The organism is uncultured Agrobacterium sp., from assembly GCA_913777615.1.
Lineage (GTDB): Bacteria > Pseudomonadota > Alphaproteobacteria > Rhizobiales > Rhizobiaceae > Agrobacterium.
Window position 1 is genome coordinate 192,032 of the sequence record CAJYTK010000009.1, and the last position, 20,026, is coordinate 212,057.

At 59.1% G+C, this 20,026-nt stretch carries 18 protein-coding genes; 9 read left to right on the forward strand and 9 right to left on the reverse strand.

Annotated elements, in window-relative coordinates:
* Positions 1 to 98: 98 nt before the first annotated feature.
* Positions 99 to 800, reverse strand: coding sequence for a DUF1013 domain-containing protein (locus tag QZ862_RS08415; protein ID WP_296019301.1), 702 nt, complete (start codon positions 798 to 800; stop codon positions 99 to 101).
* Positions 801 to 1,029: 229 nt separating this feature from the next.
* On the opposite strand from QZ862_RS08415, the gene acs reads away from it, so the two are divergent.
* Positions 1,030 to 2,988: an acetate--CoA ligase gene (gene acs / locus QZ862_RS08420; protein WP_296098953.1), complete on the forward strand. Its 1,959-nt coding sequence runs from the start codon at positions 1,030 to 1,032 to the stop codon at positions 2,986 to 2,988.
* A gap of 229 nt (positions 2,989 to 3,217) precedes the next feature.
* Here the strand turns inward: acs and QZ862_RS08425 are convergent, their stop codons facing one another.
* The 6 genes from QZ862_RS08425 to QZ862_RS08450 all read right to left on the reverse strand — a co-directional run bounded on the left by QZ862_RS08425 (position 3,218) and on the right by QZ862_RS08450 (position 9,804).
* The gene (locus QZ862_RS08425) at positions 3,218 to 4,225 is read right to left on the reverse strand and encodes a TRAP transporter substrate-binding protein (protein WP_296019297.1); all 1,008 of its coding nucleotides are present in this window, start codon (positions 4,223 to 4,225) and stop codon (positions 3,218 to 3,220) included.
* A gap of 84 nt (positions 4,226 to 4,309) precedes the next feature.
* On the reverse strand, positions 4,310 to 5,587 hold the full coding sequence (locus QZ862_RS08430; protein WP_296034827.1) for a TRAP transporter large permease subunit: 1,278 nt from the start codon (positions 5,585 to 5,587) through the stop codon (positions 4,310 to 4,312).
* Positions 5,588 to 5,590: 3 nt separating this feature from the next.
* Positions 5,591 to 6,121 (reverse strand): TRAP transporter small permease, encoded by a 531-nt coding sequence (locus QZ862_RS08435; RefSeq protein ID WP_296098955.1) that lies wholly within the window; start codon positions 6,119 to 6,121, stop codon positions 5,591 to 5,593.
* A gap of 114 nt (positions 6,122 to 6,235) precedes the next feature.
* The gene (locus QZ862_RS08440; RefSeq protein ID WP_296098958.1) at positions 6,236 to 7,396 is read right to left on the reverse strand and encodes a fumarylacetoacetate hydrolase family protein; all 1,161 of its coding nucleotides are present in this window, start codon (positions 7,394 to 7,396) and stop codon (positions 6,236 to 6,238) included.
* A gap of 191 nt (positions 7,397 to 7,587) precedes the next feature.
* Positions 7,588 to 8,307 carry a FadR/GntR family transcriptional regulator gene (locus QZ862_RS08445; RefSeq protein WP_296098960.1) on the reverse strand — a complete coding sequence of 240 codons (720 nt, stop codon included), beginning with the start codon at positions 8,305 to 8,307 and terminating at the stop codon, positions 7,588 to 7,590.
* 51 nt (positions 8,308 to 8,358) lie between these two features.
* The gene (locus QZ862_RS08450; protein WP_296098963.1) at positions 8,359 to 9,804 is read right to left on the reverse strand and encodes an FAD-binding oxidoreductase; all 1,446 of its coding nucleotides are present in this window, start codon (positions 9,802 to 9,804) and stop codon (positions 8,359 to 8,361) included.
* Between the two features lie 154 nt (positions 9,805 to 9,958).
* Here QZ862_RS08450 and denD point away from each other — a divergent pair, with 154 nt between their 5' ends.
* The 5 genes from denD to QZ862_RS08475 all read left to right on the forward strand — a co-directional run bounded on the left by denD (position 9,959) and on the right by QZ862_RS08475 (position 14,969).
* Positions 9,959 to 10,945, forward strand: coding sequence for a D-erythronate dehydrogenase (gene denD, locus QZ862_RS08455; protein WP_296019277.1), 987 nt, complete (start codon positions 9,959 to 9,961; stop codon positions 10,943 to 10,945).
* Positions 10,942 to 11,844 carry an NAD(P)-dependent oxidoreductase gene (locus QZ862_RS08460; RefSeq protein WP_296098966.1) on the forward strand — a complete coding sequence of 301 codons (903 nt, stop codon included), beginning with the start codon at positions 10,942 to 10,944 and terminating at the stop codon, positions 11,842 to 11,844. The genes denD and QZ862_RS08460 overlap by 4 nt, the downstream gene beginning before the upstream one ends.
* A gap of 173 nt (positions 11,845 to 12,017) precedes the next feature.
* Positions 12,018 to 13,451: an aldehyde dehydrogenase family protein gene (locus QZ862_RS08465; protein WP_296098967.1), complete on the forward strand. Its 1,434-nt coding sequence runs from the start codon at positions 12,018 to 12,020 to the stop codon at positions 13,449 to 13,451.
* 110 nt (positions 13,452 to 13,561) lie between these two features.
* Positions 13,562 to 14,536 carry a threonine/serine dehydratase gene (locus QZ862_RS08470; protein ID WP_296099110.1) on the forward strand — a complete coding sequence of 325 codons (975 nt, stop codon included), beginning with the start codon at positions 13,562 to 13,564 and terminating at the stop codon, positions 14,534 to 14,536.
* Positions 14,537 to 14,570: 34 nt separating this feature from the next.
* A complete protein-coding gene (locus tag QZ862_RS08475) occupies positions 14,571 to 14,969 on the forward strand; it encodes a cupin domain-containing protein (protein ID WP_296098968.1) in 399 nt (132 codons plus the stop codon).
* Positions 14,970 to 14,987: 18 nt separating this feature from the next.
* Here the strand turns inward: QZ862_RS08475 and QZ862_RS08480 are convergent, their stop codons facing one another.
* Positions 14,988 to 16,088 (reverse strand): NAD(P)/FAD-dependent oxidoreductase, encoded by a 1,101-nt coding sequence (locus tag QZ862_RS08480; protein ID WP_296099113.1) that lies wholly within the window; start codon positions 16,086 to 16,088, stop codon positions 14,988 to 14,990.
* 224 nt (positions 16,089 to 16,312) lie between these two features.
* Between QZ862_RS08480 and QZ862_RS08485 the strand changes: the two genes are divergently transcribed.
* Positions 16,313 to 16,456 carry a hypothetical protein gene (locus tag QZ862_RS08485; protein WP_165457044.1) on the forward strand — a complete coding sequence of 48 codons (144 nt, stop codon included), beginning with the start codon at positions 16,313 to 16,315 and terminating at the stop codon, positions 16,454 to 16,456.
* Between the two features lie 7 nt (positions 16,457 to 16,463).
* On the opposite strand, the gene QZ862_RS08490 is transcribed toward QZ862_RS08485, so the two are convergent.
* On the reverse strand, positions 16,464 to 17,585 hold the full coding sequence (locus tag QZ862_RS08490) for a cobalt-precorrin-5B (C(1))-methyltransferase (RefSeq protein WP_296099116.1): 1,122 nt from the start codon (positions 17,583 to 17,585) through the stop codon (positions 16,464 to 16,466).
* Between the two features lie 91 nt (positions 17,586 to 17,676).
* Between QZ862_RS08490 and QZ862_RS08495 the strand changes: the two genes are divergently transcribed.
* Both QZ862_RS08495 and yghU read left to right on the forward strand, forming a co-directional pair.
* The gene (locus tag QZ862_RS08495) at positions 17,677 to 18,990 is read left to right on the forward strand and encodes a cobyrinate a,c-diamide synthase (RefSeq protein WP_296098972.1); all 1,314 of its coding nucleotides are present in this window, start codon (positions 17,677 to 17,679) and stop codon (positions 18,988 to 18,990) included.
* Between the two features lie 128 nt (positions 18,991 to 19,118).
* A complete protein-coding gene (gene yghU, locus QZ862_RS08500) occupies positions 19,119 to 20,015 on the forward strand; it encodes a glutathione-dependent disulfide-bond oxidoreductase (protein ID WP_296098974.1) in 897 nt (298 codons plus the stop codon).
* The last annotated feature ends 11 nt before the right edge of the window (positions 20,016 to 20,026 follow it).

Here is a 20,026-nt window from a genome sequence, read left to right on the forward strand (position 1 = left end):
AAGAACAAAAAAGCCCCGGCTTGAACCGGGGCTGTCATAGAAGTAGCGCTGATGCTGGACTGGGGCTGCCGCAAAGCGGATAACCCCGATCGAACGTCTCAATAATTGTCGTCTTCGTCTTCGTCCTTGCGGGTAGACTTGAGCGAGGAGAGCTTGGCGAAAACGGCGTTGGCGTCGATTTCCTTCTCTTCTTCGCGCTCGTAGCTAAAGTCGAGCTTCTCGGTGGTGCTTGCCGGCTGGAGGGTTGCGTCCAGCTCTTCCTGGGTCGGAAGCGGACGACCGCGCGATGCGCGTTCAACTTCAAGGTCGAGATCGATCTGGCTGCAAAGGCCGAGCGTGACCGGATCCATCGGCGTCAGATTGGCCGCGTTCCAGTGCGTGCGGTCACGGATCTGCTCGATGGTCGACTTGGTGGTGCCGACGAGGCGCGAAATCTGCGCATCCTTCAGCTCCGCATGGTTGCGTACCAGCCAGAGAATGGCATTGGGACGGTCCTGGCGCTTGGAAACAGGCGTGTAGCGCGGGCCACGGCGCTTGGATTCGGGAACGCGAACCTTCGGCTCCGAAAGCTTGAGCTTGTGGTTTGGATTGGCTTCTGCGCGCTGGATTTCGTCGCGGGAAAGCTGCCCGGTCGCGATCGGATCGAGACCTTTAATACCCTGCGCTGCTTCACCATCGGCGATTGCCTTGACCTCAAGCGGATGAAGCTTGCAGAACGTGGCAATCTGATCGAACGACAGCGCCGTGTTGTCAACGAGCCAAACGGCCGTCGCTTTCGGCATGAGCAGTGTTTGAGCCATAGATACAATCCTTCTGAGCGTCCGCGCCGGTGTCGCGGGCGTGGGATGAAACCACTGATTTCCGGGAATATGACCGTTCTATAACCGGACTGCATCAGAATTGCAATTGTTCGCGCGACAAATGACCTTTGTCTAATTGCCGGACGTCACCAACCTGTTATGAATTGAGCACATGACTGGAGAAAGGAGTCTCCAGACTTAAAAAGACAATCTGCATGAGGAGGAGTTCATGGCTTCGAAGATCTACCCGGTTCTCAAATCGGCCAAGACCGGCACGCTGATCGACAATGACCGCTATCTGAAATGGTATCAGGACAGCGTGGAAGATCCGGAAAAGTTCTGGGGCAAGCACGGCAAGCGGATCGACTGGTTCAAACCCTATACCAAGGTCAAGAACACCTCCTTCAAGGGCAAGGTACCGATCAAGTGGTTCGAGGACGGCCAGACAAACGTCTCCTACAACTGCATCGACCGTCACCTGAAAACCCACGGCGAGCGCACCGCGATCATCTGGGAAGGCGACAACCCCTATATCGACAAGAAGATCACCTATAATCAGCTCTATGACGCCGTCTGCCGCCTTTCCAACGTGCTGAAAAAGCATGGCGTCAAGAAGGGCGACCGCGTCACGATCTACATGCCGATGATCCCGGAAGCGGCCTATGCGATGCTTGCCTGCGCCCGCATCGGCGCCATCCATTCCGTGGTCTTTGGCGGCTTTTCGCCGGAAGCGCTGGCGGGGCGCATCGTCGACTGCCAGTCCACCTTCGTCATCACCTGCGATGAAGGCGTGCGCGGCGGCAAGCCCATTCCGCTCAAGGAAAACACCGACAAGGCGATCCATATCGCCGCGCGCCAGCATGTCATCGTCAACAAGGTTCTGGTCGTGCGCCGCACCGGCGGCAAGACCAACTGGGCGCCCGGTCGCGACCTCTGGTATCATCAGGAAACCGCAAACGTAAAACCCCATTGCGAGCCGGTGAAGATGAAGGCGGAAGACCCGCTCTTCATTCTCTACACCTCAGGCTCCACCGGCAAGCCGAAGGGTGTTCTGCACACCACGGGCGGCTATCTCGTCTATGTGTCGATGACGCATGAATATGTCTTCGATTACAAGGATGGCGATATCTACTGGTGTACGGCCGATGTCGGCTGGGTGACCGGCCACTCCTATATCGTCTACGGACCGCTCGCCAATTGTGCCACGACGCTGATGTTTGAAGGCGTACCGAACTTCCCCGACCAAGGACGTTTCTGGGAAGTCATCGACAAGCACAAGGTCAATATCTTCTACACCGCACCCACCGCGCTTCGGTCGCTGATGGGTGCCGGCGACGAATTCGTCAAACGGTCCGAGCGTTCCAGCATCCGCCTGCTCGGCACGGTCGGCGAGCCGATCAACCCGGAAGCCTGGGAGTGGTATTATCACGTGGTCGGCGAGGACAAGAGCCCGATCGTCGACACATGGTGGCAGACGGAAACCGGCGGCATTCTGATTTCGCCGCTCCCCGGCGCAACCGACCTGAAGCCCGGCTCTGCCACCCGTCCCTTCTTCGGTGTCCAGCCGCAGCTCGTCGATGCCGAAGGCAAGGTGCTGGAAGGGGCAGCCGACGGCAACCTCTGCATCATCGACAGCTGGCCGGGACAGGCACGCACCGTCTATGGCGATCACCAGCGGTTCATCGAGACCTATTTCTCCACCTATAAGGGGAAGTACTTCACCGGCGATGGATGCCGGCGCGACGAGGACGGCTATTACTGGATCACCGGCCGCGTCGATGACGTGCTGAACGTCTCTGGCCACCGCCTCGGCACCGCGGAAGTGGAATCGGCGCTCGTCTCGCACAGCGCCGTTTCGGAAGCGGCTGTGGTTGGCTATCCGCACCATATCAAGGGACAGGGCATTTATTGCTATGTCACGCTGATGGCGGGCAAGACCGGCGACGAAGCGCTACGCGCCGAACTTATCAAGCATGTGCGCGATGAGATCGGACCGGTGGCAACGCCGGACAAGATCCAGTTCGCACCGGGCCTGCCGAAAACCCGATCCGGCAAGATCATGCGCCGCATTCTGCGCAAGATCGCCGAAGACGATTTTGGCGCGCTGGGGGATACCTCGACACTTGCCGATCCCGCAGTCGTCGACGACCTGATCGAGAACCGCCAGAACAAGCCTGTGGCGGCGTAAGGTCTTCATCAACCCGTAGGTCCTACGAAACGACAAACGCCCGGCGACGATCTGTCACCGGGCGTTTTTCATCTGAGGCTCTACGTCGCGCAATCTGTTCAAGAATTGCCGCTGGCCTGCCGAAAATAGTAATTTCGAGAACCGGAGCGCAGCGTACTTGAGTACGTGAGCACCGGAAGCGCAGAAATTGCCATTTGCAGGCGGCCAGCGGCGATTATGGGATAGACTGTTACTGGGCGCGAACTTCCTTGAGCTTGGCCTGAATGCCGTCAACGACATCCGCACCGATTTCAGCCTTGTGCTTTTCGTAGACGACCGCAGACTTTTCGCGGATACGCGCCTGCTCTTCCGCAGACAGAACGTTCACCTTCAGACCAGCTTCCTTGATCTTGTCGAGCGACTTCTGGTTCAGCGCGCGGATGACCTTGCGCTCTTCGTCACGACCAACGATCGCGCATTCGCGCAGAGCCGTCTGCTCTTCGGGCGTGTAGCTGTCAAAGATCGGCTTGGAGAAGAGGAAGAGGAACGGCGTGTAAGCGTGGTTCGTCTCGGTGACGAATTTCTGCACCTCGTAGAACTTGGAGGTGTCGATCGTCACATAGGGGTTTTCTTGTGCGTCGATCGCGTTGGTTTCCAGCGCCGAGAACACTTCACCGAAGGCCATCGGCGTGGCATTGGCACCGAGGTTCTGGAAGGTGTCGAGGAAGATGTTGTTCTGCATCACGCGGACTTTGAGGCCGGAGAAGTCTTCCCACTTGTCGACCGCGCGCTTGGAGTTGGACAGATTGCGGAAGCCGTTTTCCCAATAGGCAAGGTTTACGAGGCCCTGCTCTTCCAGCTTCTTGTTCATCATGTCGCCGAACTCGCCGTCGAGAACGGCGTCGACTTCCTTCGTGTTGGAGAACAGGAAGGGCAGATCGAAGACGCCGAGTGCCGGGATCAGGCCGACGAGCGGTGAGGAGGACGTCACGACTGCTTCCTGGACGCCAGAACGCAGTGCCTGCGTTGCCTGAAGGTCGCCGCCGAGAGCGCCGCCCCAGAAGGCCGTCATCTTCAGCTTGCCACCGGTCTTGTCATCGAGGCAGGCCTGCATGGCCTTGATGCCGTTGCCGACCGGGTGGTCCTGATTGATGCCATTCGACACGCGGATCATGCGGCTGTTGTATTCGGCGAAAGCAGGTGCCGTGGCACCGGCGGTGAAGGCGATGGCTGTTGTGAGTAGAAGTAGCTTTCTCATGTTTTCCTCCCTTGGAATTGAGCAAGTCCAGTCAAGATGTGTGCGGCTTTACGGCCGCGAATGTGGTGGAGTGAGGAGTATTCCTCACCGCAGATATTGCAGCGGCACCATGACGATCTGCGGAAAGATCACCAGAAGAGCGAGCACGATGGTTTCGGCGACCAGGAACGGCCAGACGCCGACCGTCACCTTGCCCAGCGGAATGCGCCCGACGCCCGACACCACGTTGAGGACAACACCGACCGGCGGCGTAATGAGGCCGATGGCATTGTTGATGATGAAGAGCACGCCGAAATAGACCGGATCGATACCCGCCTGCTTGATGATCGGCATCAGAACGGGCGTCAGGATCAGGATAGTCGGCGTCAGATCGAGCGCGGTACCGACCACGAAGACCAGCACCATGATTACGGCCATGAGCAGCATCGGACGGTCGATCAGCGGCTCGATATAGCCCGCAACTTCCGCCGGAATATTGGCAGCGGTTATCAACCAGGCCGAAACCAGCGCTGCAGCAACGAGGAACATGATGATCGATGTGCTCTTGGCAGCGCGAAGCAGCACATGCCACAGATCCGCAGGCTTCAGCTCGCGGTAGATGACCATACCGACGAAGAGTGCATAAGCGGCGGCAATGACCGCGGCTTCCGTCGGCGTCATGATCCCGGCCTTGATGCCACCGAGAATGATAACCGGCATGCCGAGCGCCCATCCGGCGCGACCCGTTGCCACGAGACGTTCCTTTGCCGTCGTCTTCGGCAGCGGCTGGACATTGTCCTTACGCACGACGATCAGCCAGGCGATGATCAGGGATGCGCCCATCAGGACGCCAGGCACGATGCCGGCAAGGAAGAGTTGGGTAATCGACACGTTTGCCGCCACACCGAAGACGATAAAGGCCATGGACGGTGGGATAACGGGGGCGATGATGCCACCGGCAGCAATCAGACCGCCGGAACGGGGAATGTTGTAACCGGCCTTCGCCATCATCGGGATGAGGATCGCCGCAAGTGCTGCGGTATCGGCTGCGGCCGAACCGGAAATCGATGCCATGATGATCGCAGCGACGATGGCAACGATACCGAGACCGCCGCGAATATGGCCCACGAGTGCAATGGCAAAATCGATGATGCGGCGCGACAGTCCGCCGGAATTCATCAACTCACCCGCCAGGATGAAGAAGGGAATGGCGAGCAGCGTGAAGGTATCGGCGCCGGAAATCATGTTCTGGGCGATGATCGCCGTGTTGAACATGCCCATGTACCACATCAGCACGACGCCGCAGAACATCAGCGAGAAGGCGACCGGAACACCGATGGCCATGGCGCCGAGGAGCGAGCCGACAAAAACGAAAAGTGTCATGTGTCAGCGCTCCGAAAGCTGTTCGATGGTGAGATTTTCACCGGCAAAGGCGGCAATCTCGTCTTCGCGAACCTTGCCCGTCAGAAACCGGTAGAGCCGTTCCAGTGCGATGATGAACATAATGCCGCCGGTGAACATGCCGATGCCATAAACCCAGATCATCGACAGACCCGTGACCGGCGCATGCATGCTGGCATTGATGCCGGACTGCTTCCATGTCCCCCAGAAGAAGATCGCCGAGCAAAGAAGGATGATGATGTTCGACAGGATCATGCAGAATATGCGCATGCGCCGCGACAGGAACATCACCAGCGTTTCGATGCCCATATGGCTGTTTTCACGGAAGGTCACGACCGCACCGACGAAGGTGATCCAGACGAAGAAATAGCGCGCCAGTTCTTCCGAGACATTGATGCCGGAATTCATGGTGTAGCGCATGACCACATTGACGAAGACCATGATTGCCATGCCTGCGAGAAGCGCGACGAGAATGGTCTCGAGGATGCGGTAAAAAAGATTGATGACTTTCTGCATCTTCCCCTCCCGAGAATGCTGCGAGGCGGCGCGGACACACGAAGGTGCGCGCGCAACGGTCTAAGCCTTAAGGATATGCGTGCCGCGCCAGGCGAACTCGCCCGGCAACGGAGATTATAGAAGCCCGCGCTTTGCGAGATTGCGCATCAATGCCGTGGTGCCGAAGGTCCATTCCGGACAATCGGATGTGCTGGCCACCCAGTTGACCAGCTTACCCAACCTCGGGCTTGAGATTTCCACGCGGTCACCCTTGGCATGGGTGAAACCAAGGCCCGGGCCATGACGATCCTTGACCGGAGCGAACATCGTGCCGAGAAAGAAGACGGCGCCGTCCGGATACTGGTGATCGCGGTTCAAGAGCTGCGACACCAGGTTTTCCGGCGTGCGGCTGATCGCCTGCATTGGGCTCACACCCGTCATGGTGAAACCATCTTCACCTTCGACGAGCAACGAAATCTGCGCCTGCTTGACGTCGTCCAGCGTGAACTTGCCATCGAAAAGACGGATGAACGGGCCGATCGAGCAGGAAGCGTTGTTGTCTTTCGCCTTGCTGAGCAACAGGGCGGAGCGCCCTTCGAAATCTCGCAAGTTGACGTCGTTACCGAGCGCTGCACCGACGATGCGACCGTCGGAGGTGACGGCCAGCACGACTTCCGGCTCGGGATTGTTCCACTGCGACTTCGGATGAACACCGATCAACGAGCCGCAGCCAACGGACGACAAGGGCTGCGCCTTGGAGAAAATCTCCGCGTCGGGGCCGATACCGACCTCCAGATATTGCGACCAAAGGCCCATTTCCTGCAGCAGGCGCTTAACCTCGGCAGCCTTTTCGGAGCCCGCCTCGACACCCTTGAGGCTATCGCCAAGCACGGGGGCCAGGCGGCCGCGAATTTCCTGTGCGCGCTGCGGATCACCCTTTGCCTGTTCTTCGATGACGCGTTCCAGCATACTATCGGCGAAGGTAACGCCGGCAGCCTTCACCGCCTGAATGTCGTTCGGCGCAAGCAGTTGTCCAGCCGAACCATCAAGAAAAGCGTCAAAGGCCCCGAGTGCAGCAAATTGCATGGTGTCGGCCAGACGATTGATGAGATCATGCTTTTCCAGCAGTTCCGAAACGGTCGGCGCGAGGCTGGAAAGATCGTAGAGAACACCGTCCTTCAACAGGACGGGACACGGGCCATCTTCGCTCTTGGACCAGACGCGACCGATCAGGATGGCATCCTGATGGTCTTCCGGCAAAATTGCAGCTGATTCGACAGTCCTGATTCCGACCAAGCCTTATCCCTCCCACTTTCAGACCATCCGACAGCTGCCTCCACAGCACCTATATTGTCTGGATGTCTGACAACCTGAATACGTACATCTTCTTAGTATGAGAAAAACGCTTAGTCCAGCCTGCATTGCTTCGAATCTCGGCGGAAAGTCGTAAAATCAAAACCGGCGCGGACAAGCAGTAGTGCCCTTGCTCAGGAATAGACTTCGAGATGGAGATTGACGCGCTCGGCGGCACCGGACAGATGCGCGCGCATTGCAGCCCGGGCAGCCGACGAATCTGAGGCGGCAACCGCTTCATAGATCGCCACATGCTCAGCAATCGTGGTTTCAAGAATCTCGCCGAAGACGGCGCGGGAAAAGGCTGTGTTGATGGCCGAACTGATCCGTTCTGCAATAAAGCCCAGGAACATCGAGAAGTAATCGTTCTGGGTGGCGTCGGCGAGCGTCCGATGGAAATCGAGATCGGCCGCAATCCCGTCCTTTTCCCATACCGGCGCGTGGCGCATGTTGTGGACCGCCGTCTTCAGCCGCTCCAGTTGCGCGTCCGTGCGGTGGACGGCAGCAAGTCCTGCCGCCTCTATTTCAAGAGGCATGCGCAACTGAAAGAGATCGCGGAAATTATCCGGATCGTTGAGTTTGGATCGTTCGATACGGATAGAAACGCGCTGCCTCGGATCGGTGACGAAAGCGCCGACACCCTGGCGGGTTTCGACCGCACCCTCGTTGCGCAGCTGAGCAATCGCTTCGCGGATGACAGAGCGACTAACCCCGAAGGTTTTGGAGAGCGCATGCTCCGTCGGTAGCTTGTCACCGGCTTTCAGCTTTCCATCATTGATCTCACGCGCGATCTCCGCAGCAATACGGCCGGGAAGATGATCTGCGCGGTGAATCTGATTGAACTCCAACGTCATGATGGCTCCCGGTGGACACGAAACGCCGATGAGGGCGCATTTCTACTTCTTCTAGCTAGCCACTTGTACGGCAAGCTGGCAACCGGGATTCATGCGAAGCTGCGGATCGAAAGCGGCTTTCAGCCGCTCGATCATATCCCGCTGCACGTAACCAAGCCGGCTTTCGAAATCCTCCCGCTTCAATCGGCCAATGCCGTGTTCAGCGCTGATGCTGCCTGCGTAGCGGTCGAGCACCGTGTTGACGATGACCTTGGCCTTATAGATGAACGCATCCCGCTCTTCCCGCGTGCTGCCGTTAGGCGGAAGCACGTTGAGATGCACATTGCCGTCTCCGACATGACCATAGGAAACCGCCAGGCATTCCGGCAATTGTTTGGCGAGCTCGGCTTCCGCCTCCGCAACGAACTGAGCAAGGCGGGAAAGCGGCACGGAAATATCGGTGCGCATATGGGCGCCACGCAGCGCCTGCCCCTCATTCATGCCCTCGCGGAACAGCCAGAGCGATTGCGCCTGCGCACGCGAGGAGGCAATGACGCCATCGAGCACAAGCCCGTCTTCCATAACGCCTTCGAGGAAGCGGCTCATAAGATCGCCGGTATCGACCAGACCCGAGCCGGAAATTTCCATCAGCACATAGGCTGCGTAATTGTCCGCGATCGGCATTTTCAGAGCGGGAATTGCTTCCATGGCAAGTGCGAAGGCGACCGGAGGCATGAATTCGAAGGCTGACATCAGATCGCAGCACTCCCGGCGGGCGCGACGGTAAAGCTTGATCGCGTCATCAAGCGAGTTCAACCCGAGGAGCGCGGTCTCGACATGATCGGGATTTGGATAGAGCTTGACCGACACGGCAGTGACGATGCCGAGCGTGCCTTCCGCGCCAATGAAAAGCTGCTTGAGGTCGATGCCGCGATTGTCCTTGCGAAGTGTCGAGAGACCGTTCCAGATCGTTCCATCCGGCAGCACCACTTCAAGACCGAGCACCAGCTCTCGCGTCATGCCATAGCGAAGCACATTGATGCCGCCGGCATTGGTCGAGACATTACCGCCGATGCGGCATGACCCTTGCGCACCGAGAGACAGTGGGAAAAACATGCCCTTTTCCTGCACCGCATCCTTGAATTCCGACAGGATGCAGCCCGCCTCCACCACGGCAGAAAAGTCTTCCGTATCGATGGAACGGATAGCGTTCATGCGCTCGAGGCTGAGAACGACCTGGCGGTCCGGCGCGTCGGGAACGCCGCCGAGCACGAGACCGGTATTGCCGCCCTGCGGCACGATAGCAAGACCAAGCTCTGCGCAGAGCCTGACGGCGGCGGCGACGTCCTCCACATTACGGGGGCGAATGACGGCGACCGCGCCACTGGACACATCGCCATGCCAGTCGCGACAATAGCGAACCATGTCTGTCGTGTCCGTCAGAACCAGCTCATCGCCAAGACTGGCCGTTAAGGACGCCTGCAACTCCTCGCGTGATCGCTCTTGACCCTTGAGCATCTGCCCTCTCGCCTCCACCCCGGCGGTAACGCTACTTTGGCGTCTCCGCTCTTAAATTTTTCGGTTTTTCAAAATACTGTTTTCAAGCTAGCAATATAAGGTTATCAGACAACCTTACAAGTTAAATTTTTGGACGGTGAGGAGGAGACACAGGATGCATATCGCGATTATCGGGGCAGCCGGAATGGTGGGGCGAAAGCTGACCGAAAGATTGGTTCGTGAAGGAGGTCTGAGCGGCAGGGCCATCGAGAAATTCACGCTGATCGACGTGTTTCAACCAGAGCCGCCCGCCGGCTTCGATGGCACGGTCGATGCGCGCGCAGCCGATCTTTCCGCGCCCGGCGAGGCCGAAAAGCTGGTTTCCGCAAGACCCGATGTGATCTTCCATCTGGCGGCCATCGTCTCTGGCGAAGCCGAGCTCGATTTCGACAAGGGCTATCGCATCAATCTGGATGGCACGCGCTATCTTTTCGACGCAATCCGAATTGCCAACGGTCAGGATGGCTACAAGCCGCGTGTGGTCTTCACCTCGTCCATCGCCGTCTTCGGCGCGCCGCTGCCATACCCGATCCCCGACGATTTCCACACCACGCCTTTGACCAGCTATGGTACGCAGAAAGCGATTTCGGAGTTGCTGCTGTCCGATTACACCCGCCGCGGTTTCTTCGAAGGCATCGGCATTCGCCTGCCGACGATCTGCATCCGTCCCGGAAAGCCGAATGCTGCCGCGTCCGGCTTCTTCTCCAACATTCTGCGCGAGCCGCTGGTAGGCCAGGAAGCCGTGCTGCCAGTGCCAGAGACCATCCGCCACTGGCATGCTTCGCCGCGTTCGGCTGTCGGCTTCCTGCTGCATGGCGCAACCATCGATTCCGACAAGGTCGGTCCCCGGCGCAATCTTTCCATGCCGGGCCTGAGTGCAACGGTCGGCGAGCAGATCGAGGCGCTGCGTAAGGTCGCCGGCGAAAAGGCCGTCAGCCTTATCCGCCGCGAGCCGAATGAGATGATCATGCGCATGTGCGAAGGCTGGGCTCCCGGCTTTGAAGCCACCCGCGCCCGCGAACTGGGCTTCACCGCCGAAACGAATTTCGAAGAGATCATCAAGGTCCATATCGAAGACGAGCTGGGAGGTTCGCTGAAATGACGGGATCTGACAAACAAGCACGCACCATAGCCTTTCTCGGCACCGGCCTGATGGGCGGACCGATGGCCCGCAACCTGTTGAAGGCAGGCTTCACAGTTCGCGTCTGGAACCGCAGCACGGAGAAAGCACAGGCGCTGATGGAGGATGGCGCCATGCTTGCCGCCTCTCCCGCTGAGGCCGCCAAAGGCGCCAATATCGTCATCACGATGCTGAGCGATGGCAACGCTGTCGGCAATGTGCTGTTCGACATGGGCGTTGCCAACGCGCTGGGAAAAGGCGCCATCGTCATCGATAGCAGTTCGATTGCACCGCCAATTGCCCGTGACCATTCGCAAAAACTGAAAGCGCTGGGCATTGCTCATGTGGACGCACCCGTCTCCGGCGGCGTGCCGGGGGCGACAGCCGGAACGCTGGCGATCATGGCCGGTGGCGACGAGGCGACGGTGACAAGCCTTGGCGATATCTTCTCCGCCATGGGGCGGTTGACCTATGTTGGACCATCCGGGGCGGGACAGCTTTGCAAGCTCGCCAACCAGCAGATCGTCGCCATCACCATCGGCGCGGTGGCAGAAGCCATGATGCTGGTCGAAGCGGGTGGCGCATCGCGTGAAGGCTTCCGCAACGCCATCCGTGGCGGCTTTGCCGAAAGCCGCATTCTGGAACTGCATGGCGAGCGCATGGTGAAACGCAACTTCACCCCCGGCGGTCCGTCGAAGTTCCAGCTGAAGGATTTGAACGGCGTTCTGGCAACCGCCAAGGATCTCGATCTGGCGCTGCCACTGACGGAAGAAGTGACCCGCGCCTTCGATGCCTTCGTCAACGACGGTGGCGCAGACAAGGATCATAGCGGCCTGCTGCTGCATCTGGAAAGGCTCAACAAGCGAGAGCATGAGAGCTGATTAAAAAATCATACAATTAGATGGGCAGACGCCTTTCGCGATGGGATGACATGACATAGGGTCACCGCCGACGTCGTCGCGCGTAGTCGTGCGACGCACCCGCACGGGAGGAAGGCAGCGCCCAGACGCTGCCAGAACGCCGAAGAATTCAAGATATTATAGGGAGTACACCCATGACAATTCATCAAAACCTTATCAACGGCGAGTGGATCGGCGCTGACACGTCGAAGAACATCAATCCATCCGACACAAACGAAGTCGTCGGTCATTACGCCCAGGCTTCCGCCGATGACGCGAAGCAGGCGATTGCAGCAGCCAAGGCCGCATTTCCGGCCTGGTCGCGCTCCGGCATTCTTGAGCGTCACGCCATCCTGAAGAAGACCGCCGACGAAATTCTCGCCCGCAAGGACGAGCTCGGCGCGCTTCTGGCCCGCGAAGAAGGAAAGGTTCTTGCCGAAGGCATCGGCGAAACGATCCGTGCCGCGCAGATTTTCGATTTCTTTGCCGGCGAAGCATTGCGCCTGGCAGGCGAGGTCATTCCGTCCGCTCGCCCGAATATCGGCGTCGAAGTCACACGCGAGCCTCTCGGCGTCATCGGCATCATCACGCCCTGGAACTTCCCGATCGCCATTCCGGCCTGGAAGATTGCACCGGCGCTTTGCTACGGCAACACCATCGTCTTCAAGCCTGCCGACCTCGTTCCCGGTTGCGCATGGGCGATCGTCGATATCCTGCATCGCGCAGGCCTGCCGAATGGCGTTCTGAACCTCGTCATGGGTCGCGGCTCCGTCGTCGGCCAAGCCATGCTCGACAGCCCGGATCTTGCCGGCATCACCTTTACCGGCTCCACCGGCACTGGCCAGCGCGTCGCAGCTTCGTCGCTGCCTTTCAACCGCAAGTTCCAGCTGGAAATGGGCGGCAAGAACCCCTTCGTCGTTCTCGATGATGCGGATCTCGGCGTCGCCGTGGAAGCTGCAGCCAACTCCGGCTTCTACTCTACCGGACAGCGTTGCACCGCCTCTTCGCGCATCATCGTCACCGAAGGCATTCACGACAAGTTCGTGTCAGCGCTTTCCGAGCGTCTGGCCAAGATCAATGTCGGCAATGCCATGTCGAAGGACACCCATGTCGGACCGGTCGTCGATGAAAAGCAGCTGAAGCAGGATTGCGACTATATCGAAATCGGCAAAAAAGAGGGCGCGAAGCTGGCCTTTGGCGGCGAAGTGCTGAAGCGCGAAACCCCCGGCTTCTTCCTGCAGCCGACCCTGTTCACCGAAGCCACCAATGACATGCGCATCTCGCGCGAGGAAATCTTCGGACCGGTCGCCTCAGTCATCCGCGTCAAGGATTACGACGAGGCTCTGGCCGTTGCCAACGACACGCCCTTCGGCCTGTCCTCCGGCATCGCCACCACCAGCCTGAAGCACGCCACCCACTTCAAGCGCAATGCCGAAGCCGGCATGGTCATGGTCAACCTGCCAACCGCAGGCGTCGACTTCCACGTTCCCTTCGGCGGCCGTAAGGCATCGTCCTTCGGCCCGCGTGAGCAGGGCAAGTATGCCAACGAATTCTTCACCACGGTGAAGACGGCCTACACGCTGGCATAATTTCAAACTCAGACGCACAAAGATCCCCGGCTTCGACCGGGGATTTTTTGGCTTCACGTCGCCGCATTTGGCCCTATGGTAGCCTGCAGTTCGAATGACGTGAGACGATGATGACCGATATTGCGATGATCGAAGCGGCCCGCCAGCGCATGAATGGCGAGGCCATCCGCACCCCCTTGATGTCCTCCCCTTTTCTTGACGAGATTGCCGGACGCAAGGTCCTGGTCAAGCCGGAATGCCTGCAGCGCACCGGCTCCTTCAAGTTTCGCGGCGGCTGGTCGGCGGTCTCGGCACTGGAACCAGAGGTGCGAAAGCGCGGCGTCATCGCCTTTTCCTCCGGCAATCACGCCCAGGGCGTCGCACTGGCGGCAAGCCTGCACGGCGTGCCCGCCGTCATCATCATGCCGCGCGATGCACCGAAGATCAAAATCGAAAACACCAAAGCCTATGGCGCCGAGGTCGTGCTCTATGATCGCGCCAATGAAGACCGTGACGCAATCGGCGCGACGTTGTCCGAAGAACGCGGCCTGACCTTGATTCGCCCCTATGACGAACCGCTGGTGATCGCAGGCCAGGGAACGGTCGGGCTGGAGATTGCCGAACAGGCGCAGGAGGCTGGCATCGAGAAAGCAGAGGTGCTGGTTTGCTGCGGTGGCGGCGGGCTGACATCGGGTGTCGCGCTTGCCTTAGAAGCCAAGGCCCTAGGCCTGAAGGTCCGTACCGCAGAACCCGAACATTTCGACGACGTGGCGCGCTCGCTCGCCTCGGGAAAGATCGAGAGAAACGTAGCCCTCAGTGGCTCCATCTGCGACGCGATCATCACGCCGCAGCCCGGCAACATCACCTTTCCGATCCTCAAGCGCCTGTGTGGTGCTGGCGTTGCCGTCACCGAAGAAGAAGCGCTGCGGGCCATGGTGCTCGCCTTCCAGCGCCTGAAAATCGTGGTGGAACCGGGCGGTGCCGTGGCACTGGCAGCCGCCCTTTTCCATGGCAATGAGCTGGAAACCGATACCGTCATCGCTGTTGCATCCGGGGGCAATGTCGATAGCGCCATCATGGCGGACGCGCTGTCGAAATACGCGTGATCTTCGAGATTTTAACGAGACGAGGAACATGATCATGGAAATCACCCGCGCTGGCACGAAACCATCGGGCAAAGGCTCTTCCGACTATTTCACCGGAACGGTCCGCATCGATCCACTGTTCAATCCGCATGATGCAGAGCGCGTGCAGGGCGCGCAGGTAACTTTTGAGCCCGGTGCCCGCACAGCTTGGCATACCCATCCGCTTGGTCAGACACTGATCGTGACCTCCGGATCGGGACTGGTGCAGCGTGAAGGCGGCCCTATCGAGAAGATCGCGCCCGGCGATATCGTCTGGTTTGCACCGGAGGAAAAGCATTGGCATGGCGCGTCGCCGCAAACTGCCATGACCCACATTGCCATTCAGGAAGTGAAGGACGGCAAGGTGGTGGACTGGATGGAGCATGTAACCGACACGCAATACGCGGGCGGTTGACGATCGGCGAGAGTGTAACTACGCCAATCTCAAAACCACCTCATCCGCAATCGCCAGAGAGGCCGTGAGCCCAGGGCTTTCGATACCGAAAAGATTGACGAGGCCGGCAACGCCATGGCGCTCCGGTCCATCGATGCGAAAATCCATCGCGGGCTCTGAAGGTCCAGAAATCTTCGGCCTGATGCCGGAATAGGCGGGCTGGAGCGCATTATCCGGCAATCCCGGCCAATATCGACGGATCGCCTCGTCAAAGCCCGCCGAGCGCTTTGGATCGACGACGTAATCGATGCGGTCGATCCACTCGATATCCGGACCGAAGCGCGCCTGTCCGGCAATGTCGAGCGTCAGGTGGACGCCAAGCCCATGGGCATGGGGTGCCGGATAGATGAGTCGCGAAAATGGCGCTCTGCCTTTCAGCGAGAAATAGGAGCCCTTGGCATAATAGGCTTCAGGAACATGTGCCGAAGGCAGTCCTTCGATGGCGCTGGCAATCTGCGGCGCAACCAGCCCTCCCGCATTGATCAGCGTTCGGCCGGTCAATTCCACCGGCTCGCTCCCGCCGACGAAGACCCGGAAGCCATCCTCCTCCACGACCGCGCGCAGGAACGGCGCCCTGTAGGCCAAGCTGCCGCCCGCATCTTCCATATCGCCAAGCAGCGCCAGCATGTAGCCATGGCTATCGATGATGCCGGTCATCGGTGACGACAAGGCCGCCTTGCAGGAGAGTGCCGGTTCCAGACGCCGGGCCTCGGACGCACTGATCAGATCCAGCGCCTCGCAGCCGTTATCGAGACCGCGGCGCTGCAAGTCCTCGATCAGCAGAACTTCTGCCTCGTCTGTTGCCACGATCAACTTGCCACAGCGACGGTGTGCGACCCCGTGGCTCTCGCAATAGTGATAAAGCTGATTTCGCCCTTCGATACAGAGTCTGGCCTTCAGGCTGCCCTGCGGATAGTAAAGTCCGGCATGGATCACCTCGCTGTTTCGCGAGGAGGTCGCGGCTCCAAATTCGCCTTCTTTTTCAAGGACGATGACGGAGTGGCCAGCACGAGCAAGCCTGCGTCCGATTGCAAGGCCGATGACGCCCGCCCCTATGATAATCGCATCGATATCCGCCAACATTGCGCCTTCTTATGCTTGAACCGAAACACCAGTCACGCGTTAAGGAATCGTGAATGCGGTAGATCGGACCTTGTTGGGAGGCAAGTCACGACCAGTATTTTCCCCGCAAGACCAATCTTATGGAAATTTGTGCCTACTTGAACCCGTGTGAATAGCGATATTCTCAGTGTCATGATCCCGCAGATCGGCGGTACCGATTTTTGGACGAACAGGAGGGTGCGATGTCTTATTCCAAAGCAGGAAAAGCGAGAGATTTCACGCCATCAACCGCGCCGCACCGCGGCTGGCAGGCATCGATCCACACAGCGCTCGTCGGCATCTGCTTCGCCTTTGTCGCCGCGGTGATCTTCGGCCTCGTGCCTTGATGACAGCCTAGCCGATCCGGTCCCCAGAATAAGGGGCAGCTCGATCGGATGGCGTTGGTGCGGTACGCCCCTTCAGGCAACCATCACGATCGAATACCAGAATGTCGAGAGCAATATCATTACGGCCAAGTGCGCTCGCTGCTGTGGCCCAGGCCTTTTCCGCGACCATACCACCAAGATCGATCCCCGCCGCCTCGGCCAATTGAAAGGCGTGCGCTACCATATTGGCTTGACGGAGAGCGCCCGATAGCTCGGTCGTCGCACCTGCCTCTTCCGCAAGTTTTGCCAGCGCTTCCAGATCTGCCAGTCCCCGCTTGGAATGCACGTCCAGCATACCTTGGGCCAACTTGGTCATCTTCGCAACACCACCCGCAACTGTTACCCTTGGAACCGGATGGCTTTTTAAGTATTTGAGCATACCGCCAATGAAATCGCCCATGTCGATAAGGGCGGTCTCGGGCAGCCCGTAAAAGGCTTGCCCCGCCTTTTCCGATGTATCGCCCGTCGCTCCCAGTAGATGGGGAAGCCCTTCAGCACGCGCCACATCGATACCGCGCCAGATCGAGTGGATCCAGGCCGAGCAGGAAAAGGGAATGACGATGCCGGTGGTGCCGAGAATGGAGAGGCCACCGACGATGCCAAGCCGTCCATTCAGCGTTTTTTCCGCCAGTTTCTCGCCGTCGCGCACTGAGATTTCTACCTCGAAATCGGCGTCCGAGCCCGCTACCTCATGGATTGCCGAAGCGATCATCTGCCTTGGAACAGGATTGATCGCGGGCTCTCCGACCGAAAGCGGCAGACCGGGCCGGGTGACGATACCCACTCCCTTGCCAGCCTTGAAACGGATGCCGCTCCCCTTCGCGGTTCGGCGCACGGCGCTTTCGATCAGCGCGCCATGAGTCACATCGGGATCATCGCCGGCATCCTTGACGATGCCTGCGCGGGCGAACCCGTCGCCCTTCTCTTCAGTCGCCAGGACGAAAGCCGGGCGCGACCCATTTGGGAGTTCGACGTCGACAAGATCAGGAAAGGAACCGGTCAAAAGCGCCTGACAGGCGGCCTTCGTCGCCGCGGCAGCGCATGTGCCGGTGGTCCAGCCACGCCGAAGGTTTTTGCCATCCGTTTCCATGAATATCCTATAGACCTTGCAGCGCGAGCCGTCATCGGTAAACAACAGACCAACTGCACGATCGAAAGCGCCGAAAGTTGAGACAATCGCCATGACCGCAAAAGCCCTCATCATCGGTGCGCCACGCTCCAGCTCCGGCAAGACCAGCGTGACCATCGGTTTGCTGCGCGCCTTTGCCCGGCGCGGCGTCAAGGTGCGCGGCATCAAGACTGGACCGGATTATATCGATCCCGGCTTTCACGCCGTCGCAACCGGAACGCCCGGCCTCAACCTGGATAGCTGGGCGATGCAGCCGGATCTGCTGCGCCACCTTCTCACCCAGCAGGCAGAGGGTGCAGATCTCCTACTCATCGAAAGCGCCATGGGATTGTTTGACGGTATTGCCGTCTCCGACAACCGCACCGGTTCGGCGGCAGATCTGGCGCGCCTGTTCCACATTCCCGTGCTGCTGGTGCTGGATGTGTCCGGCCAGTCGCAGACGGCAGCCGCCATGGCACATGGATTTGCCCATTACGATCCCGCAGTAAAAATGGCTGCCATCATCCTCAATCGGACTGGCAGCGAACGCCACCGCACACTCTGCACCGAGGCTATCGAAAAGATCGGCCTGCCTGTTGCCGGCTGCGTCATGCGCGATCCGACGCTCACCCTGCCCGAGCGGCATCTCGGATTGGTGCAGGCGAGCGAACATCCCGAAATCGACGCCCATATCGAAAGACTGGCGGACACCATGGAGCGCGCCATCGATCTCGATGCATTGCTCGCTCTCGCTAGCCCCATCGATCTGGTTAAGGGCTCAACGCAAGCCGGCATCGCCCCGCCCGGCCAGCGCATTGCTCTGGCCGAAGATGCTGCCTTCACCTTCCTCTATCCACACCTGAAACGCCAATGGCTGGAAGCAGGCACCGAGATCTTGCCTTTCTCGCCGCTTGCCGATGAAGGCCCCGATGCCTCCTGCGATATCTGCTGGCTGCCGGGCGGCTACCCGGAGCTTTTTGCCGGACAGCTTGCTGCCGCCTCGCAATTCAAGGCGTCGCTCGCACGCTTTGCGCAAGCAAAGCCGGTCCATGGTGAATGCGGAGGCTACATGGTGCTGGGGGAAGCCCTGGAGGACGCGAACGGGGTGACGCATACAATGATGGGCCTGCTCTCCCATGCCACCAGCTTTGCCAAGCGAAAAATGAACCTTGGCTATCGTCAGGCAACGATCGCGCATAGCGGGCCGCTTGGCCAAGCAGGCGATGTCCTACGCGGCCATGAGTTCCATTATGCCAGCGTCATGGATACCGGAAACGATCAGCCGTTCGCAGACATAGCCGACGGTCTTGGCAAGCCCTTAGGACCATCCGGCGGCAGGCGTGGCCTTGTCAGCGGAACATTTTTTCACGCGATCGCAAAGGCTTAGCGGTTTCTTTTTCATAAAGGCTGGTATTACGTCAGCCGCGGGAGTGGAGGAATGGCTTTGCGTTTCCTATATTGCAAGAACACAGCATCCACACCTGAAACTGCAAACCGGAACAAGGACGGATCTTCATGACCGACAAGTCTCCTGAAAACAATTTTCCCGCAGGCTACCAGCCGCCTGAGGTCTGGCAGTGGGAAAAGGGCAATGGCGGCGCATTTGCCAGCATCAACAGGCCAACCGCTGGTCCGACCCATGAGAAGGAACTGCCGGTCGGCAAACATCCGCTGCAGCTCTATTCGCTGGCCACCCCAAACGGCCAGAAGGTCGGCATCCTTCTGGAAGAGCTTCTGGCAGCCGGTCATTCGGGCGCCGAATACGATGCGTGGCTGATCAAGATCGGCGATGGCGATCAGTTCGGCTCGGGCTTCGTCGAGGCCAATCCCAACTCCAAGATCCCGGCTCTCATCGATCACTCCACGCCGGAACCGACCCGCGTTTTCGAAAGCGGCTCGATCCTGCTTTATCTCGCGGAAAAATTCGGTGCCTTCCTGCCGAAGGAGCATAAGGCTCGTACCGAAGCGCTGAACTGGCTTTTCTGGCAGATGGGCTCTGCTCCTTTCCTCGGCGGTGGTTTCGGCCACTTCTATGCCTATGCGCCGATCCACATCAAATACGCCATCGACCGCTTTGCGATGGAAGCCAAGCGCCAGATGGACGTACTTGATCGCCATCTCGCCGAAAACCGTTACGTGGCAGGCGATGAATACTCGATTGCCGATATCGCCATCTGGCCATGGTACGGCAACCTGGCACGCGGACAATCCTACCCGAACGCGGAAGTGTTCCTGGAGGCCGCAAGCTACAAAAATGTGAAGCGCTGGGCCGATGAAATCGCCGATCGGCCCGCCGTCAAACGCGGACGAATGGTCAACAAAGCTTCCGGTGATCCCTCAGAACAGCTACATGAGCGTCATGACGCGTCCGATTTCGATACCAAGACGCAGGACAAGATCGGCAAAAGCTGAAGGATAAAGTA